Consider the following 25,258-nt stretch of genomic DNA (forward strand, 5'->3'; position numbering starts at 1 on the left):
CGGGTTAAGGGTGTGTCATCGCCGCGGGATCGACAATTCGATCGAACTCCGTCGCATTCACATAGCCCAGCTCTAGGGCTGCATCGCGCAAGCTTGTCCCCTGCTCGTGGGCGTATTTTGCGATCGCACTGGCCTTGTCGTAACCGATCACAGGGGCCAGTGGAGTGACGAGCATCAGGGATTGCTCTACATCGCGTTGGATGCGACTGCGGTTGGGTTCAATGCCTTCCACCATGGCCACTCGGAAGGAATGGCAGGCATCGGTGAGCAGCTTGATGGTTTGCAGCAGGTTGAAGCCGATCAGGGGTTTGTAGACATTCATTTGCAGGTGGCCTCCGGCACCGGCCATCGCAACGGCTGCATCGAGGCCGATCACCTGGGTGCAAACCATGGCCATCGCCTCGCACTGCGTGGGGTTCACCTTGCCAGGCATGATCGAGCTGCCTGGTTCGTTCTCAGGTAAGTGCAGTTCCGCTAGGCCGGCGCGTGGGCCGCAGGCGAGGAGACGGAGGTCGTTGGCGATCTTGAGCAAGCTCACCGCGAGGAGTCGCAGCTGGCCCATGGCATTCACCAGCCCGTCATGGCTTGCCATCACCGCAAACTTGTTGGGAGCCGAGACCAAGGGCAAGCCGCTCAGCCGCGCCAGTTCAGTCGCTGCCAGGTCGGCGAATCCTTCCGGGGCGTTTAGGCCTGTTCCAACGGCGGTGCCGCCGAGCGGGAGTGGGTACAGCTCCTGCAGCGCTGCTTCAATGCGCTTTCCGGCACTGCCGAGTTGATCGCGCCAGGCTGAGGCCTCTTGGCCAAGGGTGAGCGGCACCGCATCCTGCAGGTGGGTGCGGCCAATCTTCACGATGTCTTGCCAGGCCTCACTCTTCGCGGCGAACGTCTCGCTGAGTCGTTGGACTTCCGGCAGCAGTCGGTGTTGGATGCCGGCGGCAGCAGCAATGTGGATCGCTGCCGGGAAGGCGTCGTTGGTCGACTGAGAACGGTTGACATGATCGTTTGGATGAACAGGCTGATGGCTGCCTAAGGGCTCTCCTTCGCCCTGGGATATCAGGTTGCTGATCACCTCATTGACGTTCATGTTCGTTTGGGTGCCGCTACCGGTTTGCCAAACCCTCAGGGGGAATTGATCGTCGTAACGGCCCTCGGCGATCTCACTCGCCACTTTCACGATCAGGTCGCGTCGGCTGTCATCCAACACTCCCAGGCGAGCATTCACGATTGCTGCCGCTTGTTTGATCTGCGCTAGGGCATGGATCAGATCAACAGGAATGCGGTCATCGCTGATGGCGAAGTTTTGGAGAGACCGCTGGGTCTGTGCCCCCCAGAGGGCTTTAGCTGGCACCTCGACCGGTCCCATGCTGTCGTGTTCAGTCCTAGTTGTTTGGGTCATGACTTGGCGTCAGGGCGAAGCACCAGCACGATGATGAGCAGCATCCCGCTGACGCTCACCACCACGTAAATCCAGTCGGCATAGGGCGTCCAGAACATTGACTCAGAGGCCGAGTCGATCCCAGACCACTCCCAGATTGGCCTGATGCAGCTGGGTGCTGAAACACTCCGCCAATTGATCTGCGCTGAGCTTGTTGCTCACCTCGGGATCGCTTTGAAGGTTGGCGCGGAAGTCGCCACCGTTGGTGTTCCAAGCGCTGTGGGCGTTGCGCTGTACCACTTGATAAGCATCCTCCCGGCTCATTCCCCCATCCACGAGGGCGAGCAGGACCCGTTGGCTGAAGACCACGCCTCCGTAGACGTTCATGTTGCGGACCATGTTCTCTGGGTAAACCCCGAGGCCAGAGATGACGGCGGTCATCTCTCGCAGCATGAAGTGCAGGGTTGCAGAGCAGTCCGGCAGCATCATCCGCTCTGTAGAGCTGTGGCTGATGTCACGTTCGTGCCAGAGAGCCACGTTTTCCAGGGCCGCCACCACATAGCTGCGCAGCACGCGCGCTAACCCGCTGATCCGTTCGCTGCGAATCGGGTTGCGTTTATGGGGCATGGCCGAGCTGCCTTTTTGCCCTTTAGCGAAGCTTTCTTCGACCTCCAGAACATCGGTGCGCTGCAGGTTGCGAATTTCGGTGGAGAAGCGATCGAGCGAGGCCCCAACCAGGGCCAGCACCTGCACGTAGTCCGCGTGGCGATCGCGAGAGATCACCTGGGTGCTCGCCGTGTCGGGAGTGAGGCCGAGAATCTCGCAGGTGATCTTCTCCACCTCTGGATCCGTATTGGCGTAGGTGCCCATCGCTCCGCTCACCTGGCCTACGGCCACATCACGCTCCAGGCGAGCCAAACGTTCACCATTGCGGCGGGTTTCAGCCAGCCAGCCAGCCAGCTTGAAGCCAAAGGTGATCGGTTCTCCATGGATCGCGTGGGAACGGCCGATCATCACGGTGGCCTTGTGTTCCACCGCCAGCTTGGCAATCGCGGCGTCCAAGGCCGCCAACTCTTGGCGCAGGAGAGCGACGGAGGCTTTCAACTGCAGCGCCAGGCCCGTATCGAGGACGTCACTACTGGTCATGCCGACGTGGATGTAACGCCCGGCATCGCCAACGTGCTCGTTCACATTGGTCAAGAAGGCGATCACGTCATGGCGAACCTCGGCCTCGATCTGAAGGATCCGCTCCGGTTCAAACGCCGACTGTTCGCGAATCGTTTGCATCGCGTCCTTGGGGACACGACCAAGCCTGCAGTTGGCCTCACAGGCTGCAACCTCAACATCCAGCCAACTTTGGTATTTGGCCCGGTCTGTCCAGATCTCGCCCATCTCGGGCAGGGTGTATCTCTCGATCAAGGGCCAGCGCGTGGCGACAACTCAACCAATGTATGGCGCTGAAGGCTGGGATATGGCGTGTGGCGTTAAGCAGAGGTGAGGCGGCGATGCTCCACTTCCCACTGAACGTTCTGTCCCCAGGCTTGCTGACGGACCCAGCACAGGCCTCCCCGACATTCGATCACTTGAAAGGGGGGGAGATCCTTGGGGTGGTTATCGAGGGTGACAAATGAGCCTGGAGCCAAGAGCTCGAGGACGCGGTTCGAAGCCTCGCTGGACTTGCGACAGAATCTGGCCCGAAGGGATGGGCGGCGTCCGCTTTTGATATTGAAGACGTTGTTGGCTGACACGGACTTGCGTGCGGCTTGCGAAGATCTTCAGGGAGGTCTGCGGAACTCGGGGAGGAACTCCGGTATTTGTTTCGGTTTCACGGTGCTTTTATGTCGAAATGGCTCGTAAACAGCGTTTAGATCTCCACATGCTGACGTTGGGTTTGGCGGCATCTCGTCAGCAAGCGCAACAACTCATTCGCGCCGGCAAGGTCAGAGACCATCGCGGCCAGCTGCTCGATAAGCCAGGTCAAACGGTTTTGCTCGATCTTGCGTTGATCGTGGAGCAGCCTCCGCGGTTTGTGTCGAGAGGGGGTGAAAAGTTGCTGGCAGCGTTGGAGGCTTTCCCTGTCGAGGTGGAGGGGCGCACCTGCCTTGATGGAGGAATTTCGACGGGTGGCTTTACCGATTGTTTACTGCAACATGGTGCCCGTCAGGTGTATGGCATCGACGTTGGCTATGGCCAGACGGCCTGGAGTTTGCGCACGGATGAAAGGGTTGTGCTCAGGGAGCGCACCAATTTGCGCCGATTGAGCGCAGCTGAGCTGTACGGGCCTGATGACGTTCTTCCCACCCTGGCTGTCGCGGATGTGTCGTTTATCTCTTTGGCACTCGTGCTTCCGGCGATTCGCGCCTTGTTGGAACCGCAGGGAAGCGAAGCTTTGGTGTTGGTTAAGCCTCAGTTCGAGGTGGGACGCGAACGGGTGGGGAAAGGCGGGGTGGTGCGAGATGGTTTGGCTCACAGGGATGCAATTGCATCAGTGATCTCCGCGGCACACTCCCAGGGCTGGAATGCCCAGGGAGTTGTGGGGTCTCCGATTACCGGCCCAGCCGGCAACCACGAGTACTTGTTGTGGTTAGGCGAGCATGATCAAGACCACCTCTCTGATGAAGTGGTTCGGAAGGTGGTTCAGGACACCCTGCAATCAGAGGGCTGAACTGTCGCGATCGCCTGTGCGAATGCGCACCACGGTTTCGACTGGGGAGACAAAAATCTTGCCATCGCCGATCTCGCCTGTTTTTGCTGCTTCTGCAATGGCGTTGATCACATCATCGACGCGGGCATCGTCGATCACCACCTCAACTTTCAGCTTCTGCAGAAACTCAACAGTGAATTCAGAGCCGCGATAGCGCTCCACTTGCCCCTTCTGACGACCGAATCCGCGCACTTCGCTCACGGTCATGCCGACGATGCCGGCATTAACCAAAGCCAACTTGACATCTTCAAGCTTGAAGGGACGGATGATGGCTTCGACCTTTTTCATGGAATTGTTGAGTAATCGATCTTTCGAGTGTGTCAGGAATTGAGCTGAGATGACAGGGCCGGAAGAGGAGAAAGGTTCAATCCGGCGTTCGAAGCGTCCTCAATCAGCTCATCGACATTGGCTGGGCTCAGCGTGGCAAGGCCCTCAGCCAGAAGCTCCCAATGGGACTTTTCAAAATGCGTTTGTAACCAGAGCATGCCGTGGACACTCTCAGGCTGGAGTCGGAAGGCCTGTCCTTCGCTAATCAGTCTGAGATCCATCGCATACACATCCATCTGGTAACCATTAGGCCTGCATTTCGGCCTACGGGTTGTACGCGTTGATACCAAATCAACCAGCACAGAGGTCCACGCAGCGGTTGTGGATGGCTGGCTTTAAGGTCGAGCGCTGAAGATTTCCGTATTCGTTTGATGAGCAACCCCGGCACTGAGCTCACCAAAACTCCGCTGTATGGCGAAAGGGCTATTGCAGATGCCGAGTTGATCTGTTTCGACAACCCAAGGCCTGGGCGCCCCTATGAGGTGTCGATCGAATTGCCGGAATTTACCTGCCTCTGCCCGTTTTCGGGTTACCCGGATTTCGCGGTGTTGCGCTTGATTTATCAGCCTGGACCTCGGGTGGTCGAGCTGAAAGCGATCAAGTTGTACGTCAATCATTACCGCAACACTTCGATCTCTCATGAAGAGGTGGCGAACAAAATTCTTGATGATCTCGTCGCGGCCTGTGCCCCTGTATGGATGGAGCTAGAAGCTGATTTCAACCCTCGTGGCAACGTTCACACGGTTGTGAGGGTCAGTCATGGGAGCCGTCAACCCTGCTGATCAGGACTGGTAATTCAGCCGCGAAGCCAGCGAGATTGCGATTGCATAGTCCGCCGATGTGCAGCTTTCTCTGGGATGGCTGCAAGGTTTCTGGGTCAAGCACGGCCCAGAGTTGTCGGGTTGCGATCAAGCTGAGTCCTCCGCCAAGCAGTGTGATCGCAAAGCCTGCATAAACCAGTGGGACGCCAGGGTCACGCTTAAGGAGCAGTCCGCTGGCGGGCATGATGTCGGCCACCCTCAGGGGCAATCCTTTGATTTCAGTGGATGCTCCGCCAGGTCGCAGGTTGCCGAGCAGCGATCCGTCGGCATCGAACACCTGAACAGGGCCTTGTTCGCTGCTTGTGCTCATCAGCACTGGCTCAGATCCATCCGGCCGTGTGGGAAGCACCAGACCCCAAATTTGTTCACCGAGTTCGGGAAAACTCCGAAGAGGTAATTGCAATTCAGGGCTCTTACCGATTTGCACGGTGATCGCAGCCAGCGACCAATCCGCTTGATAGACCGTCATCCCTCGATAGCGGAGTGGATGATTCACGCTGATCATGCGCTGCTCTGAGGGGCCTCCTGGCGGATCGAGCCTCAGCGTTGAGCGAAATTGTTCGGTGCGTCCTGCTGGATCACGCTCAATCGCGAAGCGCTCGAGGGTGAGCGAGAGCCTGTTGTTTCCAGACGGGTCTAGAAGATCGAGAGCTCGGCCAGGGGCAAGGAAGCGTTCCAAGCGATTTCCAGCCAGTGCTCCCCATGCAGCCCCGATAAGCAGCAGGACCAAGCCGGTGTGAACCAACAGGGGCCCTACCTTCCCAATCACGCCGCGCCGCGCCGCAAGGCGATCCTCATGCCTCTGGACCGCCCAGCCTTGCTGCTGCAGGTGGGAACTCAGCGCGTCTAGGGCCGATGCACCGTTGGAACAGCGAATTGATTCGGCCAGTGCCAACTTGCTCAGCTGCCTGGGTTGGCGATAGTCAATCCAACGCATGGTGGCGAGCAGCGCTGGCCATTGACGACGCCAGCTGCAGAGGATCAAGGCCAACCCCAGCCAAGCCAAAAGGCTTAAAAACCACACGCTGGAATAGATGCTGTCCAGCTGCAGTTGCAACATCTGCTCGCCGTTGATCAATCCGAGCCATGGGTCCGCATTGAAACGCTCGAGATACAAATCAGGCGCTTCGTTCTGCGGAAGAATGGTCCCAAGGGCACTGGCTCCTGCAATGAGCAGAAGGAGCAGGATCGCCAAACGAAGATCGGAGAGCAGCGCGAAGAGTCGGCGAAGTGCAGGCATCGGATCAGGTCAATCTCGCTAACAAGGTGAGAGTGCCTGTGGCAAGAAGGATCACGCCACTGATCGGTGGAACCCACCGGCCGATGGGACGTAACGCCAGCAAGCGCGGCAGGGAGGCTGCCAAGTTGCCCGCAAGCAGGAGAGGCAGCACTTGACCTATCCCAAAGCTTGTCAGCATCAGCACGCCGAGAAGGGGGCGTCCCGTGCTGGCAATCCAACCGAGCAGGACGGCGAGTACGGGGGTTGTGCAGGGTGAAGCAGCAAGCCCAAATGCCAACCCGGCTGCCACCGGGGCAAGCGGAGCGGGCACCCTGCTGGTCCAACGCATCGGGTCCGGCCCGGCTGGAAGGGGAATTCGAACCACTCCGAGCAGATTGAGTCCCATCACCACTGCCAACGCCGCAACAAGGGTTGGGATCAAACCGGGAACTTGACCGTAAATGCGGCCGAGCAAACCACTCAGGCTTCCCAGCACGACCAGGGCGCCAACGATGCCAGCGCAAAAGGACAGGCTGCGTTGCCAAGGTTTCTGCTGGCTATCAAAGCCTGCTAAGTAGGCGAGTGTGATTGGCAGCAACGACAGGGAACAGGGCCCCAGGCTTGTTAAAGCTCCTCCTGCAAAGACAAGAGCCACAGTGATAGGACCAGGCTGCTGCAGCGCATGGCTGAGCAGTTGCTCGCTGCTGCGGGCAAGGTCGGACAGTGCCAGCTCGAATGAGAAAATGGTTGTACCGGTGAGGCCGGGATCAATTCAAGATCACCTTATCCACGACGCTGTTGCTCTCGGAGGCTGCGACCACCGATCAAGCCCGTGGATTCGAGTGAGCAGCGGATCAACAGGCCAATAATCACCATGCTCGAGAGCAATGAATTGCCTCCGTAGCTGACCAGTGGGAGGGGGAGGCCTGTTGTGGGCATGGCACCGGAGGCCACGGCAATGTTCATCAGTGATTGTCCAACCAGAAGGGTCGAACAGCCAATGGCTGTCAGCCTTGCCTGATTGCTTCGGCAACGCAAGGCAACACGAAGCCCCAAGAAACCCATCAGCATCAGAAACACCAGCAACATCACAGAGCCCACGAAACCGAACTCTTCGGCGTAGACAGCGAAGATGAAATCTGTGCTTTGGATTGGCAGGTATTGCAGTTTCTGGGTTGAAAGGCCGAATCCCTGGCCAAAAATGCCTCCTGAACCAATCGCCAACAGGCTCTGAATGAGTTGATAACCATCGCCTTGGGGGTCGTTCCAAGGATTGAGAAACGAGATCACCCTGATGCGCTGGTATTCGTTAATCAGGATGCTGCTGATTCCGAGCATGCCTCCAGCTAGTGCGGTTCCAAACAGCTGAAGCAAGGGAAGCCCCGCTGAAAACGCCATCAACCAGATCAACAGACCGATCAGTGCTGCGGTACTCAGATTCGGCTGTTTAAGAATCAGCAGAACGAGGGTGGCGAAGCTTGCTAGCCAGAGCAGTTTTTGATCGAGTGCGCTTCGCTTCCAATGGGCGAAGAGATTGGCAGCTTGAAGAACGACGAATGGTTTCACCAACTCTGACGGCTGGACCTGGATGGGACCGATCACTAGCCAGCGACTGGCCCCATTCACCGTGGTGCCCATCACCAATGTGGCTGCCACCATCAGGCAGCCGATCCATAGGCCAGGACCGGCGATCTTGAGCCAACGTCTCAGCGTTGTGGAAGCGACGAAGGCCATCAGGCTCCAGCTAGCCACCATCCAGACCAGTTGGCGTTTGAGGTAATAAGCCCCCTCTCCTTGCTCGCGAGCGGCTACCCACCAGCTGGCGGATGCCAGTACTAATAATCCAGCAATGCACCAGATGGCAGTCAGACTCAGGAGGAGCCTCGCCTCTGTTGGCCAAAGCGACCAATCGAGAGGCAACAACTGTTGCCAGAATCCACGCGGATTAGAAGTGGAGTCCTTAGGGCCTTTCAAAGCCCCAGTCCCCTTCCGCGTGGGTCGGCTCCTTCTGGAGGTCACGCTGGTGTCGCTCAAGAGATGAAGAGATGAAGAGTCCAGCTCCTATTGAGCCGCCCTCTGAACGTTTTGCCAAGCCAAGACAACAAAAAACCCGGCCAAGGCCGGGTTGGAGTGATGCAATGAAACGCGTTGGTGGTTAGTTACCAACGTTGACCTGACGGCCACCGGTACAAAGTTCAACTTTGATGATGCGGCCACCTTGCTTCTGGATTCGCTGTTGTTCAGCGAACCAGCTCTCGTAGGGCACCCACTTGGTGAAGAAGGTGTTTTGCAGCTCACGCTGTGAACGGACCTTCTCAGGTGAGGGGATGCAGGCTGTGACCTTGAAGAGACGCATCAGTTGCCGAGACCAGAACAGATGTAGTCGAAGTAGACACCCATCTCCTTGCCGGCATCAGGGCCGACCAGGGAAGCCGTGACTTCCTTCATAGCTTGGATGGCTTGGACGGTTGCGCCGATCGGCACTCCCAAGGAGTTGTAGGTCTCCTTAAGACCGTTCAGGACACGCTCATCAAGGATGGAGGTGTCACCAGCGAGCATCGCGTAGGTGGAATAGCGCAAGTAGTAATCCAGGTCGCGAATGCAAGCTGCATAGCGACGGGTGGTGTACATGTTGCCGCCTGGACGTGTGATGTCCGAGTACAGCAAGGCCTTGGCAACCGCATCTTTGATGATCGAAGAGGCGTTAGCGCTAATGGTGGCGGCAGCCTTGACACGCAGTTCGCCGCTGGCGAAATACGACTCGAGGCTGGTCATGGACGTGGTGTCCAGATACAGGCCCTGAACGTCCGACTTGTTGATGACGTTGGTAATCGCGTCTTGCATGGATCAGAGGAATGACGTGGAGAGAGATGGTTTCGTTGATTTAGGCGAGGGAGCCAATCACGTAATCGAAGTAAAAACCAGCCTCTTCGGCGTCTGAGCCGGTGAGGATGCCCATGGCGACTGACTTCATTTCGCGCACGGACTCAGCCATGGCTTCGAGAGGAGTGCCAAGGGAGCGATACAGCTCGCGGGCACCAATGACGCCAATCTCTTCGATCGGAGTGACATCGCCTGCCACGACGCCGTAGGTGACAAGGCGAAGGTAGTAATCCATGTCCCGCAAACAGGTTGCGGTCATCTCTTCTCCGTAGGCGTTACCGCCTGGAGAGATGACATCAGGACGCTTTTGGAAAAGCTGGCCGCCTGCTGTTTTGACGATGCGCTCCCTGCTCTCGCTGAGAACCTGGGCAACACGCAGGCGACGCTGGCCACCACTGACGAAGGACTTGATTTGGTCCAGTTCGCCAGGGCTTAGATAGCGGGCTTCGGCATCCGCGTTGATGATCGAGTTGGAGACGATGCTCATGCAGTTCTACCTCGAAACAAGCGGCCGCCCGTAGGAGACCGATATCCGGTGAGTGATGGGTGTGGGGGGAGATCTCCGAGGAGATCGTGGAGCAGCTTAAGGGCCGCAAGGGGGTTGGATCGTAAGATCCGAGTCGAAAGGCCCGCAGATGTTGTATCTGTTGACGTTTCGAGGCCAAGGCTGGGTCGACTTCGTGAAGCGGAACCGGTCTCTGCCAAGGATATTTTCGTGCAATCTGCCCGTCTGAATTGACATCGGTAACAGATCTTCATTGCTTGATCAGAAAGCGAAAACCTCGTGCCGCTAAAGGGCTTTTGCGTTGTTTTTATGATAACAAGGCAATAAAAAAGCCGGAGATTTAATCCCGGCTTTGTTTGTTGTTTTCAGGGCTGTTTTAAGCAATAAATAACATTAAAGGGCTTTTCGTGGTGGCGGCGACATGCCCGCTGGGCCTCGGTAAAGAGATGCAGTGCGGGTGATTGTCTCCTGAGGAACACCCGGTTGGGTGTTCATTCCATCGAGACTCGGAACGCTTGATGGCTCCTTGGATTCACTCCTCTGGGCCAAGACTTCACTGACGGCTGCTGGCTGACCTGATTCAAATCTGATTCTCAGGAATCGACTCGTTTCAGATGGCGTTGAGGCTCGTCCGAGAAGGGCCAACGACGCAGCGGTGGCTGCTCGCAGGGGTGCCATGCAGTACAAACGCTCTTGGAAGTCCTCTCCGAGGGCAACGGCTTCAACGAATTCATCAAGGTCGATCTGACCATCGCGCAGTTTGGACTCGGCGACGACCATCCGTTGATTTTCGAGTGGAACCCTATTGAGAAGTTGCTGGTAAGTGGCATCGATGACTTGGCGCAGCTCGCTTTCATCAGCGGGTCTTCGCAGCATGGCCGGTGCTGGCAATCCTCCACGGAAGCGATATCCGTCGGGCTCGCCAGTGGCTAAGGCTGCCCGCAGACGAGCTTCCGATGTGTTGGGGGTAGAGCTGCCAATCGTTCGACTGATTGGTGATGCAAACGGGGATGTTCCTGAGGTGCTTTGTGCCCCACGGGAACGCATCAGGTTGGTCCACTGCGCTGAAGGCGTTGCGTTGCTGACGTTGGCACTCCAAAGGGAAGGGATCGATCCCACTGGCTTCAGGTTGCGTGTCGTGAGGTCTGCAGTCCCAAGGAACTTGTTGTTTCGAATGGGATCAGGCCGCTGGCGCAAGGTTGTATCAGTCAGTTTTTCAACCTTCACTTCTCGGCAAAGCCCAGGAGCGCGCCTCACAGTCAGGTCTTTCGGAGTAATGAACCGTTCATAGGGAACCGTGTCATCTCCGAAGCAGTCGGAAAACTCTTTGCTGCTAATCAGGCCATCAACAACGCCGTAGAAGCCTTTGCGAGCTGCGGTGTCAAACAGCGCATCAATTTCCCAGCGACCAAAGGTGGGACGACCAAGTAAGCGGCGATGCATCACTTCGATGGCCTTCGTGATGTAGAGGCCGTCCCAATAGCGACGTCGGAAGGGGTTAGAGCAGGCAACTTGGCGAATGAACTCACGCAAGTTGATATCGCCATTTTCGAGTCTGTTTTCGGCGCTTTCAACCCTCTCTCCGGAATATCCGGTGTTTCCGAGAACCTGCACGTAGACGGCTTTAATGACAGCCTGAGTGCTGGATTCTGTTCCACGGATGCTGGGTTGTCCGCCTCGACGGGGCACGGAATTGCCCCCAGTGGCGATCTGTTGTAAGCGGACAACCTTGGGCCCAAGCCTGCGTGGTCGGCTGCCGCGGAACTGGGGACTATCCATTTGCCCAGGCTGGGCAAGCCCATTGCTCACAAGCAGACGACGGGTGTCGTATCCGAAAGGTGCTGGGCGTGTGGAAACAGATGCCGTGGCAGACGGGAAAATGGCTCCGTATTGATTGCCAATCGGATCATTGCCGCCGCCATAGACGTGCTGGTCTCCTAGGGGTTGGCGGTACGACGCATAGAGGGTGACGTATTGCGGCGCAGATTCGAAGGGAGCGCTGAATCGGAACAAGCGGCGATTGGAACCCCAGCCAGCACTTTCCTGGGCCTCTTCCCCAAGATCACGCAGGTAAGGAACGGTTTCCTCTCCGAAGGTTTGGGCATACTCCGCACCATTAATCAGAACGTCGATAAGACCGTTGAGGCCTTGATTGCTGACGATCGAGAAGGCCTTTCGGAACTCTTCGAGAGAACTGATCCCTCGTCCAAGGAAATGCCTGTAAGCCAGCTCGACGACCCTGCTGTTGACGAAGGGACCGTAAAACTGAGTTCTGTATTCCTTGCTCTTTCCGAGCGCACGAATAAATTCGCGCATGGAAAGTTTGCCTTGGACGAGCTGGCTGGCTTCCACTGCACAGGGTGTTTGTGAGTAGCCCTTGGCGATGTCACGTTCAAACACCTGCCGATAGGCGGCACGAACCACCTCTGCTTTTTCAGCTCCAGACAGTCCAGGCCGCATTTCAAAGCGCTGAGCCGTTTCAGCTGCTAAGGCATAGATGGCAGGGAGTTGCAGCCCTTGTCGAACAGCGCTTCCGAGCTTCTGGCGCGTCGAAGGCGTAGCGATAGCAAGCTCTTTGAGCAAAACGTCAAAGCATTCGATCGCGAGTCGGCGTGCTTCAGGGCGCTCTCTCAAAAGGGCCGCAGCAGCAGCACGCATTTCTTGCAGTGCCACGTTTGTTGCGACGAGAGAGCAGCCCTTTTCGAGCACGTCTCTCAACCCTCTTGTATTGACCGCGAGAATGCTGGGGTCTCCCGCTACTAAGGCGTAGCCGACGTAGCGAAGGAACCAACCCAGGTCGCGCACCGATTTGCGCATATTTCCTGGGCCATATTTCGCCACGCTGATGGCGGTAAAGCCCGTTGGTAAAACGACGCGTACATCGCCGTCGTCGCTGCCCTGAAGCAGTCTGCTGATGAAATTACCGCTGGTATTGCCGGATTCAGTGCCCGTAAAGGTGCGAACCGAGTCTTGGAATGCAACCTGATCAGCGGCCAAAGGAGTGGCGTCCGTGGCTGCCACCTCTCCAGTGCTTAGAGGTTCTTCCAGAAACGAGAGAGGGGTTCCGCCTACAAAAATTCGATTGGCGGCACGGGCCACGATGGACTCCGCGTTGCTCGCTAAGAGTCGGGCTGCGTCAAGCCGATCATTTCCACTTCGGAAAAAAGTGATCAGGGTGTCGAGCTCACCACCGTCTGGGAAGCGGTCTTGTTGCTCAGCCTGACGGACACTGGAGAGCGGCAGGGTGTCGTACAGCTGAGGGGAAACCCTTGGGCTGCCGCTACTAGCGGTCACTGTCATGAACGAGAGCAAGCCGGATTGCGTCAGGTTACGGCCCATCTCTCGAGCTTCTGGGCAGCCATGAACAAATGTTTGCAGCTCGGATGAGGTTTCGGCTGTAAGGGCAATGTCCCGTGAAATGCTCGCTTGAGCGTCTACTTCCAGAACTGGTGGCTTTATGAACACTCCTCCCTCGGATGTGGCGACCCCTGTGGTGAGCGACTTTTATGACCGCTTCCCCTATCCAGCAGACCCCCTTCAAGACGGCCCGCCTCCTGGATACAACTGGCGCTGGTGCCACGACAGCGTGCTCGCTGCGGTGAAGGGAGGGCTCAAAGCTCAGGATTCCAAAGAGGGGGTGATTCGCATCCTTGATGCGGGGTGTGGCACAGGAGTCAGTACGGACTACCTCTGTCACCTCAATCCGGGCGCAGAGATTTTGGCCGTGGATATCAGTGCGGGAGCACTCGATGTGGCGCGGGAGCGCTTGCGCCGTTCTGGAGGTGCTGAACAGGTCCGATCTCTACGACAAGAGCAGCGCAGCCTTTTGGATCTTCAAGATGAAGGTGTTTTTGATTACATCAACTCCGTAGGGGTTTTGCATCACCTGCGCGACCCGCTGGCTGGATTGAAAGCACTGGGACAGCGACTGGCTCCTCAGGGAATTTTGCATCTATTTCTATATGCCGACGCTGGCCGTTGGGAGATTCATCGCACGCAGAAAGCTCTGGAGCTTTTGGACGCTGGGACGGGTTCGGACGGATTGAGGTTGGGGCGTGAGTTGTTCTCAGACTTGCCTGAGACCAATCGCTTGCGCCGCACCCACGACCAACGTTGGGCGCTTGATACCCAAGCTGACGCCAACTTTGCCGATATGTATTTGCACCCTCAGGAAACCAGCTACGACCTCGGGAGGCTGATGGCCTTAATCAAGGCGTCGGGGCTTTATTTCGCTGGCTTCTCCAATCCTTCTGTCTGGGACCCCGCTCGATTGCTCAAGGGTGAATTGCTATCCCGTGCTCAAGCGCTATCGCCAGCGGATCAATGGGCACTGGTCGAGCAGCTCGACCCCGACATCAGCCACTTTGAGTTTTTTGTGAGCGCACAACCCATACAGCCTTGGCGTTGGCCCAACGACAAAACGCTGCTCCAAGCGTCTGGTCGACGCCAGTCATGTCTGTGGGGGTGGCCTTCCAAAAGCATGTTGGGCCCAGATCTCGAACCCATCTCCATTTCAGATGAGGAATTGAGCCTGCTCCGTTTAGTGGATGAAAACCCTGACGTTCCCCTAGGAATCCTGAGTGGAGACCCAACAACTGCTTCTTTAGCCAGAGGCCTCATGAGCAAAAAATTGCTTTTGCTCGAGGCCAACGATGCGTTACTCAGCGGAATCACGTGATAGATTCCGCCCGCTTTCTCAGGCGCAATTTGCAAGCCTTGCCCTCCTCAGATTCAGCTGCGGTGAACACCTCAGCTGAAAATGGAATGGAGTCTTTCGCTCGGCTTCAAGTCCGTCTGATGCTGGCCACAGTGATCGTGTCTGTCGTTGCGATTTTGTTCGCAGCGTTTTACTTCGATCTTTTTGTAGCCAGAAGCCTGCTTGTTGGAGCTGTCGCTGGTCTTTTTTACTTGCGTCTACTCGCCCGCAGCGTGGCCCGGCTCGGTGGAGGTTCCCGTCAAGTTGGTCGTTTTCAGCTCGTTGTTCCGATTGTTCTCATCGTTTCAGCAGCTCGATTTCCCCAGCTCGACCTCTTACCTGCATTTGTAGGTTTTCTCCTTTACAAGCCCGCCTTGATTCTTCAGACCGTTTTCGACGGCTGATCTCGCGCTTCCCTCTTCTGCATTCATGGCTTTGCTGCCTTTCACACTGCCGTTCGCCGAACTGGAGGTTGGTCACCATCTGTATTGGCAGATCGGTAACCTCAATCTGCACGGCCAGATTTTCCTCAGCTCCTGGATTTTGATCGGTGCCCTGCTCGCCTTTGTGCTTGTAGGTACTAAAAATCTTAGTCGCGATCCAAAAGGTGCGCAGAACCTTCTTGAGTTCTTGTGGGATTACATTCGTGATCTCTCTCGTGATCAGATCGGAGAGAAGTATTACCGCGAATGGCTCCCCTTTATTGGCACCCTGTTCCTGTTCATTTTTGTCAGTAATTGGGGTGGTGCACTGATCCCTTGGAAGGTGATCGAACTCCCTGAAGGAGAACTTGGAGCTCCAACCGCAGACATCAACACCACGGTGGCGATGGCTCTGCTTGTGACACTGGCTTATTTCTACGCTGGTTTGAGCAAGAAGGGTTGGAGATTCTTCGAGCTTTACGTGGAGCCGACCCCCATCATGCTCCCGTTCAAAATTATCGAGGAATTTACCAAGCCTCTATCTCTTTCTTTCCGTCTTTTCGGAAACATCCTTGCTGATGAATTAGCGGTAGGTGTGCTTGTTTATCTTGTGCCCCTGATTGTTCCCCTTCCGGTGATGTTGCTTGGCCTCTTCACCAGTGCTATTCAGGCTCTTATTTTTGCGACTCTTGCGGCCTTCTACATCGGCGAAGGTCTACACGAAGCGCACTAGTTGATTCATGGCCTTTTCGAAGGCTCGTCTGCTAGAAAATCCTGCGCGCAGGTCCGACCATCAACATTCGGGCCCACTTTCCTTAGTGACGGTGTCCCTGCGCAGGGTGATCTAACTCCCACTTCATAACTCTCAGCGCCTTCCGGCGCGCCCCCAAACGCACTCAACATGGATTCCATCACTTCTGCAGCCTCCGTCGTTGCTGCTGGTCTGGCCGTAGGTCTGGCTGCCATCGGCCCTGGTATCGGTCAGGGCAGCGCTTCCCAAGGTGCTGTTGAAGGCATTGCTCGTCAGCCTGAAGCTGAGGGCAAGATCCGCGGCACCCTGCTGCTCTCACTGGCATTCATGGAGTCTCTGACGATCTACGGCCTTGTGGTGGCCCTGGTTCTTCTGTTCGCCAACCCATTCGCTTGATGCAGAGTTGGGGAGCGCCCCACGTGATGTCGCTCCCCGCATAATTCTGTACGCAATTTCTCGCTCCTCTCCAGCTCACCTCTTCCATGACCTGGCTTCTGTTCGCTGAAGCGGCGGTTCCGGAGGGAGGTCTCTTTGACCTCGATGCCACCTTGCCTTTAATGGCTCTTCAGGTGGTTCTCCTAACCTTTCTGCTCAATTCTCTGTTCTTCCGGCCGGTTGGCAAGGTCGTGGAAGATCGTGAGGGATATATCAATACGAGTCGTGCTGACGCCAAGCAAAAGCTTGAGCAAGTTTGTCGTCTCGAGGCCGACCTTCAAGATCAACTTCGAGGCGCTAGACAGGCTGCGCAGTCAGCCATTGTTGAAGCAGAAACGGAAGTTGATGCTCTCTACCGCGAGGCACTAGCTACGGCGGAAACTGAAGCGAATCGCACCCGAGAACAAGCTCGTAAAGAAATTGAGTCTCAACGTGAATCTGCTCAGTCAAAGTTGATGGCTCAGGTTGATCAACTCAGCTCCCAGATCATTGAACGACTGCTAGCTGCCTGATGACTGTCCTATTTCCTTTGATCGCTTCTGAGGGTGGATTCGGAATCAACCTCAATCTCTTTGAAACCAATCTGATCAACCTGGTCATTGTGATCGGTGTTTTGTATTGGTTCCTGAAGGGATTTCTGGGGGGGATGCTCGAGCGCAGACGCGAGGCCATTCTCAAAGATCTTCAAGATGCTGAAAAGCGTTTGAAGACGGCCACGGTTGAACTGTCGAAAGCTCAAGAAGAGCTATCGGCGGCCCAGCAAAAGGCTGAAAGAATCCGTCAAGACGGCAAGGCTCGTGCTGAAGCGATTCGTGCTGATGGTGAGAAGAAAACGATTCAGGCCATGGCTGCTCTCAAGCAAGATGCCTTAGCCGATCTCACTGCAGAGGGTGCTCGTCTTACGGAACAACTCCGTAGAGAAGCGGCTCTTTCCGCTATTGATAAGGCCTTGACTGAACTGCCTAATCGCCTCGACAGCAAAGCTCAAGCCAAGCTGATCGACTCTTCAATTTCTAATTTGGAGGACGTCTGATGCCTCTTTTAAATTCTCTTGCAACCCCTTACGCAGATGCCCTGCTTCAGGTCACTGACGTTCGTCAGGAATCTGAAGAAGTTGCCTCTCAGTGCAAGGACCTCCTCGCTGCTTGGGAGTCTTCAGAGCCTCTTCGTGATGCGATGACATCTCCTGTTCTTGAGCCTGATGCCAAGAAGAAAGCTCTAACCAGCCTTCTTTCAGAACAAGTCGCACCTTCGCTGTTGAACTTGCTCAAGGTTTTGGCAGATCGCCAACGTCTTCCGGCTCTGGAGGCAGTGCTTCTTCGTTATCTCGAGCTCTATAGAGAGTCTCGGAATATCGCTTTAGCGCATGTTCGAGCTGCTCAGCCTCTTTCAGAAGAGCAGCAGGCCTCATTGACCGCCAAAGTCCAGTCAATGGCTGGAACCAATGCTGTTGAAATCGATCTCAAGGTCGATCCTTCATTGATTGGTGGCTTTGTCGTCAACCTCGGTTCTCAGGTGATCGATGCCAGCCTCTCCGGTCAGGTTCGTCGCCTTGGTCTTGCACTCGCTAAGGCGAGCTGAGCTAAGCCACACCTTCATCTCGCCCTTCCACTCACCACCCGCCCCTGGGTTTTCCCGCCATGGTTTCCATCAGACCCGACGAGATCAGCGCCATTCTCAAGCAGCAGATCGAGGACTATGACAAGTCCGTATCGGTCAGCAACGTCGGCTCAGTCCTGCAAGTAGGCGATGGAATCGCCCGCGTTTATGGCCTGCAGCAGGTGATGGCTGGAGAGCTGGTTGAGTTCGAAGACGGCACAGAAGGGATTGCCCTCAACCTCGAAGATGACAACGTCGGCGTTGTGCTGATGGCCGAGGGCCTTGGCATTCAGGAGGGAAGCACCGTCCGAGCAACGGGCAAGATTGCTTCTGTCCCCGTCGGTGACGCCATGCTTGGCCGCGTGGTGAATCCACTCGGCGTGGCGATTGACGGCAAGGGTGACCTCGCCACCACTGAATCCCGGCTGATTGAGTCTCCTGCCCCGGGAATTATTCAGCGTAAGTCTGTCCATGAGCCAATGCAGACGGGCATCACGGCCATTGACGCCATGATTCCCATTGGCCGTGGTCAGCGAGAGCTGATCATTGGTGACCGTCAGACCGGTAAGACAGCTATTTGTATTGACACGATCCTGAACCAAGCGGATCAGGATGTGGTTTGCGTCTACGTGGCGATCGGACAGAAAGCCGCTTCTGTTGCACAGGTCACGGAGGTGCTTCGCGAGCGCGGCGCACTTGATTACACCGTCGTGGTGGCAGCTAACGCATCCGAACCTGCCGCTCTTCAGTACTTGGCCCCCTACACCGGAGCCTCGATTGCTGAGTACTTCATGTACAAAGGCAAGGCCACTTTGGTGATCTATGACGATCTGACCAAGCAAGCCCAGGCTTATCGCCAGATGTCATTGCTATTGCGTCGTCCACCCGGTCGTGAGGCTTACCCCGGTGACGTCTTCTATTGCCACAGCCGTTTGCTTGAGCGCGCTGCCAAGCTTTCTGATGCCATGGGCAAAGGTTCCATGACCGCCCTGCCGATCATTGAGACCCAGGCTGGTGACGTTTCTGCTTATATCCCTACAAACGTGATTTCGATCACGGACGGTCAGGTCTTCCTCAGTTCTGACTTGTTTAACTCCGGCCTTCGTCCAGCGATCAACGTTGGTATCTCGGTGAGTCGTGTTGGCGGTGCAGCTCAGACCAAGGCGATCAAAAAGATTGCCGGCACACTGAAGCTTGAATTGGCTCAGTTTGATGAACTGGCGGCTTTCTCTCAGTTTGCTTCCGATCTTGATGCCGCTACACAGCAGCAGCTCAGCCGAGGCAAACGTCTTCGTGAGCTTCTCAAGCAGTCGCAGTTCAGCCCACTGATCTTGGCTGAGCAGGTGGCGATTGTTTATGCAGGTGTTAAGGGCCTGATTGATGATGTGCCCGTTGAAGAGGTTGTTCAGTTCTCCCGTGAACTGCGTGAGTATCTCAAGAGCAATAAGCCAGAGTTCATCAGCAAAATCCAAACGGAGAAGGTCTTGAGCCCTGAAGCTGAAACCACGCTCAAAGAGGCGATTGCTGAAGTTGTGTCCACCATGCTGGCCTCCGCCAACTGAGGGCTAAGCCATGGCAAATCTCAAAGAGATCCGGGACCGGATTAAATCGGTCAAGAACACCCGCAAGATCACCGAGGCCATGCGCCTCGTGGCTGCGGCCAAAGTTCGTCGAGCCCAAGAGCAAGTCCTGCGCAGTCGTCCGTTTGCTGATCGGCTCGCACGTTTGCTTGAAAACCTCCAAGCGCGGATGCGTTTTGAAGATGCTGATGCTCCCTTGCTGGAACAGCGTCCTGTTGAAACCATCACCTTGATGGCCGTTACTGGCGATCGTGGTCTTTGCGGTGGTTACAACTCCAACATCATCAAGCGCACTGAAAAGCGTTTCGCTGAGCTTCAGAGCCAGGGTTACAAGGTGACTCTTGTGTTGATTGGACGCAAAGCAATCAGTTATTTCACCAACCGTAGTTATCCCATTCAAGCTACGTTTACGGGCTTGGAGCAAGTACCTACTGCTGATGAAGCTGGGTCTATTGCTAGCGAAATCTTTGCTGAGTTTCTTTCTCAAGCATCAGATCGAGTTGAGATTATTTTCACCAAGTTCATCAACTTGGTGAGCTGTAAGCCAGTAGTGCAAACGCTTCTGCCTCTTGATCCCCAAGGGATTGCTGAGGCCGAAGATGAAATCTTCAGGCTTACAACAAAAGAAGGTCGCTTGTCTGTTGAAACAGGAAGTGCTCCTGATAATTCACAGCCTCCTTTGCCTTCTGACATCGTCTTCGAGCAAAGTCCTGACCAACTGTTGAATGCGTTGTTGCCTTTGTATCTACAAAATCAACTCTTACGTTCCCTGCAGGAATCAGCAGCATCCGAGCTGGCAAGCCGAATGACGGCAATGAACAATGCCAGTGACAATGCCAAGGAGTTGGCTAAGACCCTGACTCTTGACTACAACAAGGCACGTCAGGCAGCCATTACCCAGGAAATTCTGGAAGTGGTGGGTGGCTCTGCAGCAGCAGGCGCCTAAATTTCTGTTCACCATGATTGAGCCGGCCTTTGGGTCGGCTTTTTTAATGGGGTGATGACTTTGACCCTTCACCAGCTTTTCCCAACGGTTGTCGCCACAACAAAGTTGGCGATCGATCCACTCGACCTTGCTGGGCATTTGCAGACGCTGATAGCGCTTAGGGGTGAGGCCGTTGGCAACCCGAGTGAGGGGTGCGCTTGGACAGGTGATATCAACGGTGTTTGGCAATTGCATCGTCAAGTTGAATTTGCTCCGTTGGTTCAACAGGTGTCAGCCCAGGCCGAGCGTTATCTGGCGGCGGTTGGGTTTGATTGCAGCCAGGTGGCTTTGCATCTTCAGCGCTGCTGGCCTGTGCTGAGCGATTGGGATCAGCTGGTTGGCCGCCATCACCATCCAAATGCCCACCTCAGCGCCGTGTTGTATCTCACGGGGGCTGGCTCAGGTGAGGAGGGTGTGCTTCGTGTTCATTCGCCATTGCAAAGCAATGAACTCGTGCCAGGACTGTCCGCTGGCCATGCAGGGCCGATTGCGATTGATCATCCTTTCAATGGAGACAGCTGGGACTTGGCTCCGGAGGTTGGCCTGCTAGTGCTGTTCCCTTCCAGGCTTGATCACAGCGTGTTGCCCAATGGCGATCCTGAGTCGCTGCGCTGCTCGATCAGTTTCGACTTTGTGCTCACGGCTCCTGAGCAGGGCAACCCACCTGAATACCTTGCCCCCCATCCTTCTCATTGGAGTCCCTGCTCGGATTTGTCGTCATGACGCCTGGTGCCCTGAGAAGATGAATGACCAAGGCTTTTCTTTCAGGATGAGCGATCAAGCCAGTGCTGTTGCCACTTACAACGTCAGCATCGAAGTGGATGCTGTTGAACACAGCTTTTCCTGTCGATCTGATCAAACGGTGTTGGCGGCGGCGGAAGAAGCAGGAGTCATGCTTCCGAGTTCATGCTGCTCAGGCGTTTGCACCACGTGTGCCGCCCGTTTAAAAAGCGGTTCGGTGGAACAATCTGATGCGATGGGTGTCAAGGAGGACCTACGCGCAGAAGGATTTACCTTGCTTTGTGTTGCCTTCCCTTGTTCTGATCTTCAGCTGTTGGCGGGTCAGGAGGATGCGCTCTATGAGGCTCAGTTTGGTCAGTACCAAAAATGAGGTTGACGTCGAAAACGATGACGGTGCCTTGGCCCAAAGATCGCAAGGCAGCGGATTTGAGCGCTTGGGTGAAAGATCAATTACGTGCTCATGGTGATCCCTTGCGTTGGGCGATTACCGCTGTTGATCATTCAACGCAGGAAGACAGTGCTGTCTTGCAGATTGAAGCGGTGTTGATCGAGTGAGGGAGGGGCTGTCTTTGGGATCTCCCCTGCCCACATTGATGGTGGTGCCGACGGGGATTGGATGTGCGATCGGCGGCTATGCGGGTGATGCGCTTCCCAGTGCAAGGCTTCTCGCTTCGGCCTCCGGCTGTTTGATCACCCACCCCAACGTGATGAATGGGGCGTCCTTGTACTGGAAAGACCCTCGCATTAGCTATGTAGAGGGGTATGGCCTCGATCGCTTTGCCGTCGGCGATTGGGCTCTACGGCCTGTTCGTCAGCAGCGGATTGGTTTGCTTTTGGATGCTGGTATCGAACCGGAGCTGCGTCAACGTCACCTTCAAGTGGCCGATGGTTGCAGGGCAACGCTGGGCATTGAGATCGGCCCTGTGGTTTTGAGTGATGTGCCGTTAGGGGTGCATATGCGATTGGGCCAGAGCGGTGCAAGTTGGGGCACCCTTGAGCGCCCGGATTCCTTATTGCGCGCGGGGGAACGCTTAAGAGCCCATGGAGCAACGGCGATTGCGGTGGTTGCCCGCTTCCCCGACGACCAGGGAAGTGAGGCATTGCAGGCCTACCGCCATGGCAGCGGCGTGGATGCCCTTGCAGGTGCCGAAGCCGTGATCAGTCATCTACTGGTGCGGCACCTGCAGATTCCTTGTGCGCATGCACCGGCTTTATCGGCGTTGCCGCTGGATGAGCAGCTGGATCCTCGTGCTGCAGGCGAAGAGTTGGGTTACACCTTTTTGGCATGCGTGTTGGTGGGTTTAAGTCAGGCACCAGATTTGCTCCAGCGTGCAGCTGCTCATTCACAGGATCTTGTGGCTGATGATTTGGGAGTGTTGGTTGCTCCAGAGGGGGCTCTGGGTGGAGAAGCCGTGTTGGCGTGTCTTGAGCGCAGGGTTCCTGTGATCAGTGTGGCCAATCCGTCCGTGTTGCAAGTCACGTCAACGGCGCTTGGCCTGGGACATGAGGTGTTGCAAGCACGCTCTTATGCAGAAGCGGCTGGCATGGTGCTGGCCTTACGCGAAGGTGTGGCCTTATCCGCCTTGATGCGACCCTTACCTGCTTTGAAGGAGTTGGCGTAATGGCAAGAGCTGCTGGCTTTGGATCATCAAAAAGTAGAGAGCCATGCCCTTGCTTGAGCGGAATGAGCTACGAACGATGTTGCCAACCTCTGCATCTCGGGGAGCAATGGGCTGCGACTGCTGAACAGTTGATGCGTTCGCGTTATTCGGCTTTCGCGTTTGCAGAAGTGGATTATTTGATCGCAACGCATCCCGATGCTGCGACGCCTTGGCTTCAACGCCGAAAAGAGTTGCGGAAGAATTGTCGCGAAGCGCGTTGGTTAGGACTGCAGATCAAGGCCGTGGAGGCTGGCGGTGTGGATGATCTTGAGGGCACAGTGACATTTGAGGCAACATTTGGAGCCGGGGGGCAACGCAATGTGATGACTGAAACGTCGCTCTTTCAGCGCAAGGATGGGGATCCAAAAGGCCATTGGCTTTATATCAAGCCTCTGTAGGGGGTTGAGTCGGTTTGGTTTAAATCAGCTGCTAGAGCTCTGATGGAGAGAGAAGGCGCGGCTAACGATGATCGCCAGCAGGCATTCCGTGAACGCAAGCTGCGGGAAGAGAGGGAACACCAATACCGGATGGCGGTGGAGGCTCGGCGAGCTGCGGAAGCTCGTGCCACTCGCTGGTGGTCCATTTGGTACGGACGACCTTATGCACCGATCTTGATCTGTCGATGATCGCAAGGACCCTTGGTTGACTGCAAGGAATGCCGACAGCTGTTGCCTTTCCATAAAAAAAGAGCTGGATAATTCCAGCTCTTTTCGTCAGTGTTCGATTGTCTAATCGATCTAGCTGTTTCAGCCGAGACCAATTTGGGAAAGGATGCCTTGTCCGGTGAGTAGCTCTGTTCCTAAGCCAATTACAAAGCCCATCATTGCCAGTCTTCCGTTCCACTGCTCTGCAAAGGATGAGAAACCGAATTTGGAGTCATTCATCAGGATTAACGCAATTTCATCAATCGTAACAGGTTGTTACGTGCTCTGCTGAGATTGGATCCCCAGGCTCCTGTTTCCCCTTCCTGGTTTTCTTCCGTCTTGCTCTTTGGTCATTCTTGAGCCAGGGGGAGATGGGGGCCTTGTTTTGATGGCTTACCTGGGATTGCCAATCATGAATTCACCTACGGAACATTCGGCCTTGCTGGAGATGCCGGAAGCTTGTTCGAACAATTCACTGCTTCCAAAGCTCAACCCGCAGGGGGCGAGCTGAAGAGCTGTGGCAACAAGATAAAGCTGCTGGTAGAGCGACCCTGCATCTTTAAGAATGAGGGCATAGGCCAGCCCGGTTTCAGAATGAAGGCTTGCATTTCTTTCATAGCGCGTGGCCATCACGATGAGGATGTCGGGCCTTTGTCCATAGCCAGGTGATATTGAGGAAGCCTGAGGTGCTCGGCAGGTTGTATTGACTGCCATTTCAAGCATGCTTTCGCATGGTCTGTTGAGGTCGCTGATCTTTCCGAGTGAGTGGTCAAAAGAGTCGTAATGATAAAAGCCTGGGCTGATGCCGATGCATTGATGAATGCATAGATAGAGCTCAATGGAGTGAAGGCCTCCAGCGCTGGCGACAGGTCTTAGTAAGCCTTCATAGGATCGAGGTAGGGCTGGGTCGCAGAGAATCTCTTCTCGGGTGTGCATCGAATACCAGAGCAGATTGCCTAAAGCTTCAGCGCTGACAGGATTGGAGTCGTAGGCACGAATCGATTGCCTTTGTTGAATGACCTGGTAAAAATTTGTCTTTTGATTGTTGATCGATGGTTTTGGTAGTGAGACTGTGCTGAGGATGATCCTTTGGTGCTTTGCTGGTGGGGCCTTCCTGTCGATTGGCTTTGGCAGAGACTCTTGTGATTTAAAGTCAACAATATGGCGCCGCGTCTGTTGATGAAAGCTCAGGTCTTGCCTGTTCCAGCCAGCTTCGATGGCCTCTTGGTCGATGTCTGCGTTGTGATTTGCATTGCAGATTCCGGCCACGCCAGATGAAAGTAAGAGGGAAATAAGCTCTCGATGGTGAATGCGTAGATCTTCGGGGAGGACGTTCCTTATGATGTCTGTTGTGCAGGGAGATAGGAGCTTCTGGATGAGTGGATAGAGCCGATGGTCTTGTAGTCGCAACGTTGCGGGTGATAAGGGGGTTGTGACATCAAGGCCTTCAAAGCAGGGGTGAATGCTGGCAAATTTTGAAAGTTTGAATGCCTTTTCGTTGTCTGGGCAGGGTTGTTGTTTGATTCCTGGTTTCATCGGTAGCAGGCATATTGCCCTGCCGTTGTATCCATCGATTGCGTGAATTAGTAAGCCCTTCTCGTAAAGGTTTTTGAGTTGCAGTCCAAGCTCCAAAAGCGTAGCGGCAGATTCTGTTGTTTCTGGTAATTCTAAGTATTGGTTGCTTTTAACTCCTTCTTTAGAAAGTGCTGCGAGCAGTTTTTTTAGGGGCTCTTTTGCGTTTTGGAAGCGAAATGTTTGGCGATGGGGATTTGATCGCGTGGCATAGGGAGTTGTGATGACAATGTCGTTAATATCTGTGCTGACGTCTACCCCTTCTCGAAATAAGTATTTAGGCATGCCTGTGTCCTTTGTCTCTTGGTTTGAGGCGAACTGCTGGAATATATGCGTTT

Annotated in this window: 32 protein-coding genes; 17 read left to right on the plus strand and 15 right to left on the minus strand. The window is 55.4% G+C overall.

The genetic code is table 11. From position 1 onward, the window contains the following. Positions 1–4 precede the first annotated feature (4 nt). The 4 genes from fumC to DXY38_RS04025 all read right to left on the minus strand — a co-directional run bounded on the left by fumC (position 5) and on the right by DXY38_RS04025 (position 3,123). Positions 5–1,396 carry a class II fumarate hydratase gene (gene fumC, locus DXY38_RS04010; protein WP_115070579.1) on the minus strand — a complete coding sequence of 464 codons (1,392 nt, stop codon included), beginning with the start codon at positions 1,394–1,396 and terminating at the stop codon, positions 5–7. After that, positions 1,393–1,494 (minus strand): adenylosuccinate lyase, encoded by a 102-nt coding sequence (locus DXY38_RS04015; protein ID WP_115070580.1) that lies wholly within the window; start codon positions 1,492–1,494, stop codon positions 1,393–1,395. The genes fumC and DXY38_RS04015 overlap by 4 nt, the downstream gene beginning before the upstream one ends. A gap of 4 nt (positions 1,495–1,498) precedes the next feature. Further along, a complete protein-coding gene (gene purB / locus DXY38_RS04020) occupies positions 1,499–2,794 on the minus strand; it encodes an adenylosuccinate lyase (RefSeq protein WP_115070581.1) in 1,296 nt (431 codons plus the stop codon). 65 nt (positions 2,795–2,859) lie between these two features. Then, positions 2,860–3,123, minus strand: coding sequence for a hypothetical protein (locus DXY38_RS04025; protein WP_115070582.1), 264 nt, complete (start codon positions 3,121–3,123; stop codon positions 2,860–2,862). Between the two features lie 98 nt (positions 3,124–3,221). Here DXY38_RS04025 and DXY38_RS04030 point away from each other — a divergent pair, with 98 nt between their 5' ends. Next, positions 3,222–4,040, plus strand: a complete 819-nt coding sequence (locus DXY38_RS04030) for a TlyA family RNA methyltransferase (RefSeq protein WP_115070583.1) — start codon at positions 3,222–3,224, stop codon at positions 4,038–4,040. Here DXY38_RS04030 and DXY38_RS04035 read toward each other — a convergent pair. Both DXY38_RS04035 and DXY38_RS04040 read right to left on the minus strand, forming a co-directional pair. Next, positions 4,029–4,367, minus strand: a complete 339-nt coding sequence (locus DXY38_RS04035; protein ID WP_115070584.1) for a P-II family nitrogen regulator — start codon at positions 4,365–4,367, stop codon at positions 4,029–4,031. The genes DXY38_RS04030 and DXY38_RS04035 overlap by 12 nt on opposite strands. 32 nt (positions 4,368–4,399) lie before the next feature. Continuing rightward, complete coding sequence (locus DXY38_RS04040; RefSeq protein ID WP_038014455.1) at positions 4,400–4,627, minus strand: hypothetical protein; 228 nt, start codon at positions 4,625–4,627, stop codon at positions 4,400–4,402. Positions 4,628–4,777: 150 nt separating this feature from the next. On the opposite strand from DXY38_RS04040, the gene queF reads away from it, so the two are divergent. After that, positions 4,778–5,188: a preQ(1) synthase gene (gene queF / locus DXY38_RS04045; protein ID WP_115070585.1), complete on the plus strand. Its 411-nt coding sequence runs from the start codon at positions 4,778–4,780 to the stop codon at positions 5,186–5,188. Here queF and DXY38_RS04050 read toward each other — a convergent pair. The 7 genes from DXY38_RS04050 to DXY38_RS04080 all read right to left on the minus strand — a co-directional run bounded on the left by DXY38_RS04050 (position 5,160) and on the right by DXY38_RS04080 (position 13,134). Continuing rightward, positions 5,160–6,467, minus strand: coding sequence for a cytochrome c biogenesis protein ResB (locus DXY38_RS04050; protein WP_115070586.1), 1,308 nt, complete (start codon positions 6,465–6,467; stop codon positions 5,160–5,162). The two genes, queF and DXY38_RS04050, sit on opposite strands and share 29 nt — an antisense overlap. A gap of 4 nt (positions 6,468–6,471) precedes the next feature. After that, the gene (locus DXY38_RS04055) at positions 6,472–7,140 is read right to left on the minus strand and encodes a cytochrome c biogenesis CcdA family protein (protein ID WP_170952851.1); all 669 of its coding nucleotides are present in this window, start codon (positions 7,138–7,140) and stop codon (positions 6,472–6,474) included. A gap of 89 nt (positions 7,141–7,229) precedes the next feature. Next, the gene (locus tag DXY38_RS04060; protein ID WP_115070587.1) at positions 7,230–8,480 is read right to left on the minus strand and encodes an FtsW/RodA/SpoVE family cell cycle protein; all 1,251 of its coding nucleotides are present in this window, start codon (positions 8,478–8,480) and stop codon (positions 7,230–7,232) included. Positions 8,481–8,601: 121 nt separating this feature from the next. Next, entirely contained in the window at positions 8,602–8,802 is a 201-nt protein-coding gene (locus DXY38_RS04065; protein WP_006854332.1) for a phycobilisome linker polypeptide, read from the minus strand. Beyond that, the gene (gene apcB, locus DXY38_RS04070; protein WP_006854331.1) at positions 8,802–9,290 is read right to left on the minus strand and encodes an allophycocyanin subunit beta; all 489 of its coding nucleotides are present in this window, start codon (positions 9,288–9,290) and stop codon (positions 8,802–8,804) included. Before apcB ends, DXY38_RS04065 begins: the two co-directional genes overlap by 1 nt. Before the next feature lie 40 nt (positions 9,291–9,330). Further along, positions 9,331–9,816, minus strand: a complete 486-nt coding sequence (locus DXY38_RS04075) for an allophycocyanin subunit alpha (protein ID WP_006854330.1) — start codon at positions 9,814–9,816, stop codon at positions 9,331–9,333. A 411-nt stretch (positions 9,817–10,227) separates the two neighbouring features. Then, on the minus strand, positions 10,228–13,134 hold the full coding sequence (locus tag DXY38_RS04080) for a phycobilisome rod-core linker polypeptide (RefSeq protein ID WP_170952847.1): 2,907 nt from the start codon (positions 13,132–13,134) through the stop codon (positions 10,228–10,230). A 157-nt stretch (positions 13,135–13,291) separates the two neighbouring features. Here DXY38_RS04080 and DXY38_RS04085 point away from each other — a divergent pair, with 157 nt between their 5' ends. The 15 genes from DXY38_RS04085 (at position 13,292) to DXY38_RS04155 (ending at position 23,330) form a co-directional block, all read left to right on the plus strand. Next, positions 13,292–14,512 carry a trans-aconitate 2-methyltransferase gene (locus tag DXY38_RS04085; RefSeq protein ID WP_115070589.1) on the plus strand — a complete coding sequence of 407 codons (1,221 nt, stop codon included), beginning with the start codon at positions 13,292–13,294 and terminating at the stop codon, positions 14,510–14,512. Between the two features lie 86 nt (positions 14,513–14,598). Next, a complete protein-coding gene (locus tag DXY38_RS04090) occupies positions 14,599–14,934 on the plus strand; it encodes an ATP synthase (protein WP_038014583.1) in 336 nt (111 codons plus the stop codon). 25 nt (positions 14,935–14,959) lie between these two features. Next, positions 14,960–15,685 carry a F0F1 ATP synthase subunit A gene (gene atpB / locus DXY38_RS04095; RefSeq protein WP_006854326.1) on the plus strand — a complete coding sequence of 242 codons (726 nt, stop codon included), beginning with the start codon at positions 14,960–14,962 and terminating at the stop codon, positions 15,683–15,685. Between the two features lie 168 nt (positions 15,686–15,853). Beyond that, positions 15,854–16,099, plus strand: coding sequence for an ATP synthase F0 subunit C (gene atpE, locus DXY38_RS04100; protein ID WP_006854325.1), 246 nt, complete (start codon positions 15,854–15,856; stop codon positions 16,097–16,099). 86 nt (positions 16,100–16,185) lie between these two features. Next, positions 16,186–16,650, plus strand: coding sequence for a F0F1 ATP synthase subunit B' (locus DXY38_RS04105; protein WP_115070590.1), 465 nt, complete (start codon positions 16,186–16,188; stop codon positions 16,648–16,650). Continuing rightward, entirely contained in the window at positions 16,650–17,171 is a 522-nt protein-coding gene (locus DXY38_RS04110) for a F0F1 ATP synthase subunit B (protein ID WP_006854323.1), read from the plus strand. Before DXY38_RS04105 ends, DXY38_RS04110 begins: the two co-directional genes overlap by 1 nt. Beyond that, positions 17,171–17,719 (plus strand): ATP synthase F1 subunit delta, encoded by a 549-nt coding sequence (gene atpH / locus DXY38_RS04115; protein ID WP_006854322.1) that lies wholly within the window; start codon positions 17,171–17,173, stop codon positions 17,717–17,719. The genes DXY38_RS04110 and atpH overlap by 1 nt, the downstream gene beginning before the upstream one ends. A gap of 59 nt (positions 17,720–17,778) precedes the next feature. Further along, positions 17,779–19,299 carry a F0F1 ATP synthase subunit alpha gene (gene atpA / locus DXY38_RS04120; RefSeq protein ID WP_006854321.1) on the plus strand — a complete coding sequence of 507 codons (1,521 nt, stop codon included), beginning with the start codon at positions 17,779–17,781 and terminating at the stop codon, positions 19,297–19,299. 10 nt (positions 19,300–19,309) lie between these two features. Further along, positions 19,310–20,263, plus strand: coding sequence for a F0F1 ATP synthase subunit gamma (locus DXY38_RS04125; RefSeq protein ID WP_006854320.1), 954 nt, complete (start codon positions 19,310–19,312; stop codon positions 20,261–20,263). 54 nt (positions 20,264–20,317) lie between these two features. After that, positions 20,318–21,025: a TIGR02466 family protein gene (locus DXY38_RS04130; protein WP_170952848.1), complete on the plus strand. Its 708-nt coding sequence runs from the start codon at positions 20,318–20,320 to the stop codon at positions 21,023–21,025. A 46-nt stretch (positions 21,026–21,071) separates the two neighbouring features. Continuing rightward, a complete protein-coding gene (locus DXY38_RS04135) occupies positions 21,072–21,413 on the plus strand; it encodes a 2Fe-2S iron-sulfur cluster-binding protein (protein WP_038014577.1) in 342 nt (113 codons plus the stop codon). A gap of 17 nt (positions 21,414–21,430) precedes the next feature. Beyond that, positions 21,431–21,598 carry a hypothetical protein gene (locus DXY38_RS04140; protein ID WP_244279002.1) on the plus strand — a complete coding sequence of 56 codons (168 nt, stop codon included), beginning with the start codon at positions 21,431–21,433 and terminating at the stop codon, positions 21,596–21,598. A 38-nt stretch (positions 21,599–21,636) separates the two neighbouring features. Beyond that, a complete protein-coding gene (locus DXY38_RS04145) occupies positions 21,637–22,665 on the plus strand; it encodes a DUF3326 domain-containing protein (RefSeq protein ID WP_115070624.1) in 1,029 nt (342 codons plus the stop codon). Continuing rightward, positions 22,665–23,102, plus strand: coding sequence for a YchJ family protein (locus tag DXY38_RS04150; RefSeq protein ID WP_115070592.1), 438 nt, complete (start codon positions 22,665–22,667; stop codon positions 23,100–23,102). Before DXY38_RS04145 ends, DXY38_RS04150 begins: the two co-directional genes overlap by 1 nt. 42 nt (positions 23,103–23,144) lie before the next feature. Beyond that, on the plus strand, positions 23,145–23,330 hold the full coding sequence (locus tag DXY38_RS04155) for a hypothetical protein (protein ID WP_115070593.1): 186 nt from the start codon (positions 23,145–23,147) through the stop codon (positions 23,328–23,330). A 120-nt stretch (positions 23,331–23,450) separates the two neighbouring features. Here DXY38_RS04155 and DXY38_RS04160 read toward each other — a convergent pair whose 3' ends face one another. Together DXY38_RS04160 and DXY38_RS04165 are read right to left on the minus strand one after the other, a co-directional pair. Continuing rightward, positions 23,451–23,588: a hypothetical protein gene (locus DXY38_RS04160; RefSeq protein WP_006854313.1), complete on the minus strand. Its 138-nt coding sequence runs from the start codon at positions 23,586–23,588 to the stop codon at positions 23,451–23,453. 153 nt (positions 23,589–23,741) lie between these two features. Next, positions 23,742–25,205 (minus strand): SagB family peptide dehydrogenase, encoded by a 1,464-nt coding sequence (locus DXY38_RS04165; RefSeq protein ID WP_115070594.1) that lies wholly within the window; start codon positions 25,203–25,205, stop codon positions 23,742–23,744. Positions 25,206–25,258 lie beyond the last annotated feature (53 nt).

This window comes from Synechococcus sp. UW179B (genome assembly GCF_900474245.1).
Lineage (GTDB): Bacteria > Cyanobacteriota > Cyanobacteriia > PCC-6307 > Cyanobiaceae > Synechococcus_C.

Coding starts and splice junctions, on each gene's coding strand:
- atpE (WP_006854325.1), top strand. CDS start 15,854: ATGGATTCCATCACTTCTGCAGCCTCCGTCGTTGCTGCTGGTCTGGCC.
- DXY38_RS04030 (WP_115070583.1), top strand. CDS start 3,222: ATGGCTCGTAAACAGCGTTTAGATCTCCACATGCTGACGTTGGGTTTG.
- DXY38_RS04050 (WP_115070586.1), bottom strand. CDS start 6,467: ATGCCTGCACTTCGCCGACTCTTCGCGCTGCTCTCCGATCTTCGTTTG.
- atpH (WP_006854322.1), top strand. CDS start 17,171: ATGCCTCTTTTAAATTCTCTTGCAACCCCTTACGCAGATGCCCTGCTT.
- DXY38_RS04080 (WP_170952847.1), bottom strand. CDS start 13,134: ATGACAGTGACCGCTAGTAGCGGCAGCCCAAGGGTTTCCCCTCAGCTG.
- DXY38_RS04155 (WP_115070593.1), top strand. CDS start 23,145: ATGGAGAGAGAAGGCGCGGCTAACGATGATCGCCAGCAGGCATTCCGT.
- DXY38_RS04140 (WP_244279002.1), top strand. CDS start 21,431: ATGACGGTGCCTTGGCCCAAAGATCGCAAGGCAGCGGATTTGAGCGCT.
- DXY38_RS04105 (WP_115070590.1), top strand. CDS start 16,186: ATGACCTGGCTTCTGTTCGCTGAAGCGGCGGTTCCGGAGGGAGGTCTC.
- DXY38_RS04160 (WP_006854313.1), bottom strand. CDS start 23,588: ATGAATGACTCCAAATTCGGTTTCTCATCCTTTGCAGAGCAGTGGAAC.
- DXY38_RS04130 (WP_170952848.1), top strand. CDS start 20,318: ATGACTTTGACCCTTCACCAGCTTTTCCCAACGGTTGTCGCCACAACA.
- DXY38_RS04035 (WP_115070584.1), bottom strand. CDS start 4,367: ATGAAAAAGGTCGAAGCCATCATCCGTCCCTTCAAGCTTGAAGATGTC.
- DXY38_RS04110 (WP_006854323.1), top strand. CDS start 16,650: ATGACTGTCCTATTTCCTTTGATCGCTTCTGAGGGTGGATTCGGAATC.
- DXY38_RS04090 (WP_038014583.1), top strand. CDS start 14,599: ATGGAGTCTTTCGCTCGGCTTCAAGTCCGTCTGATGCTGGCCACAGTG.
- DXY38_RS04145 (WP_115070624.1), top strand. CDS start 21,637: ATGGTGGTGCCGACGGGGATTGGATGTGCGATCGGCGGCTATGCGGGT.
- DXY38_RS04125 (WP_006854320.1), top strand. CDS start 19,310: ATGGCAAATCTCAAAGAGATCCGGGACCGGATTAAATCGGTCAAGAAC.
- DXY38_RS04165 (WP_115070594.1), bottom strand. CDS start 25,205: ATGCCTAAATACTTATTTCGAGAAGGGGTAGACGTCAGCACAGATATT.
- DXY38_RS04075 (WP_006854330.1), bottom strand. CDS start 9,816: ATGAGCATCGTCTCCAACTCGATCATCAACGCGGATGCCGAAGCCCGC.
- atpB (WP_006854326.1), top strand. CDS start 14,960: ATGGCTTTGCTGCCTTTCACACTGCCGTTCGCCGAACTGGAGGTTGGT.
- DXY38_RS04150 (WP_115070592.1), top strand. CDS start 22,665: ATGGCAAGAGCTGCTGGCTTTGGATCATCAAAAAGTAGAGAGCCATGC.
- DXY38_RS04015 (WP_115070580.1), bottom strand. CDS start 1,494: ATGTTCTGGACGCCCTATGCCGACTGGATTTACGTGGTGGTGAGCGTC.
- fumC (WP_115070579.1), bottom strand. CDS start 1,396: ATGACCCAAACAACTAGGACTGAACACGACAGCATGGGACCGGTCGAG.
- atpA (WP_006854321.1), top strand. CDS start 17,779: ATGGTTTCCATCAGACCCGACGAGATCAGCGCCATTCTCAAGCAGCAG.
- DXY38_RS04085 (WP_115070589.1), top strand. CDS start 13,292: ATGAACACTCCTCCCTCGGATGTGGCGACCCCTGTGGTGAGCGACTTT.
- apcB (WP_006854331.1), bottom strand. CDS start 9,290: ATGCAAGACGCGATTACCAACGTCATCAACAAGTCGGACGTTCAGGGC.
- queF (WP_115070585.1), top strand. CDS start 4,778: ATGAGCAACCCCGGCACTGAGCTCACCAAAACTCCGCTGTATGGCGAA.
- DXY38_RS04135 (WP_038014577.1), top strand. CDS start 21,072: ATGAGCGATCAAGCCAGTGCTGTTGCCACTTACAACGTCAGCATCGAA.
- DXY38_RS04040 (WP_038014455.1), bottom strand. CDS start 4,627: ATGGATCTCAGACTGATTAGCGAAGGACAGGCCTTCCGACTCCAGCCT.
- DXY38_RS04065 (WP_006854332.1), bottom strand. CDS start 8,802: ATGCGTCTCTTCAAGGTCACAGCCTGCATCCCCTCACCTGAGAAGGTC.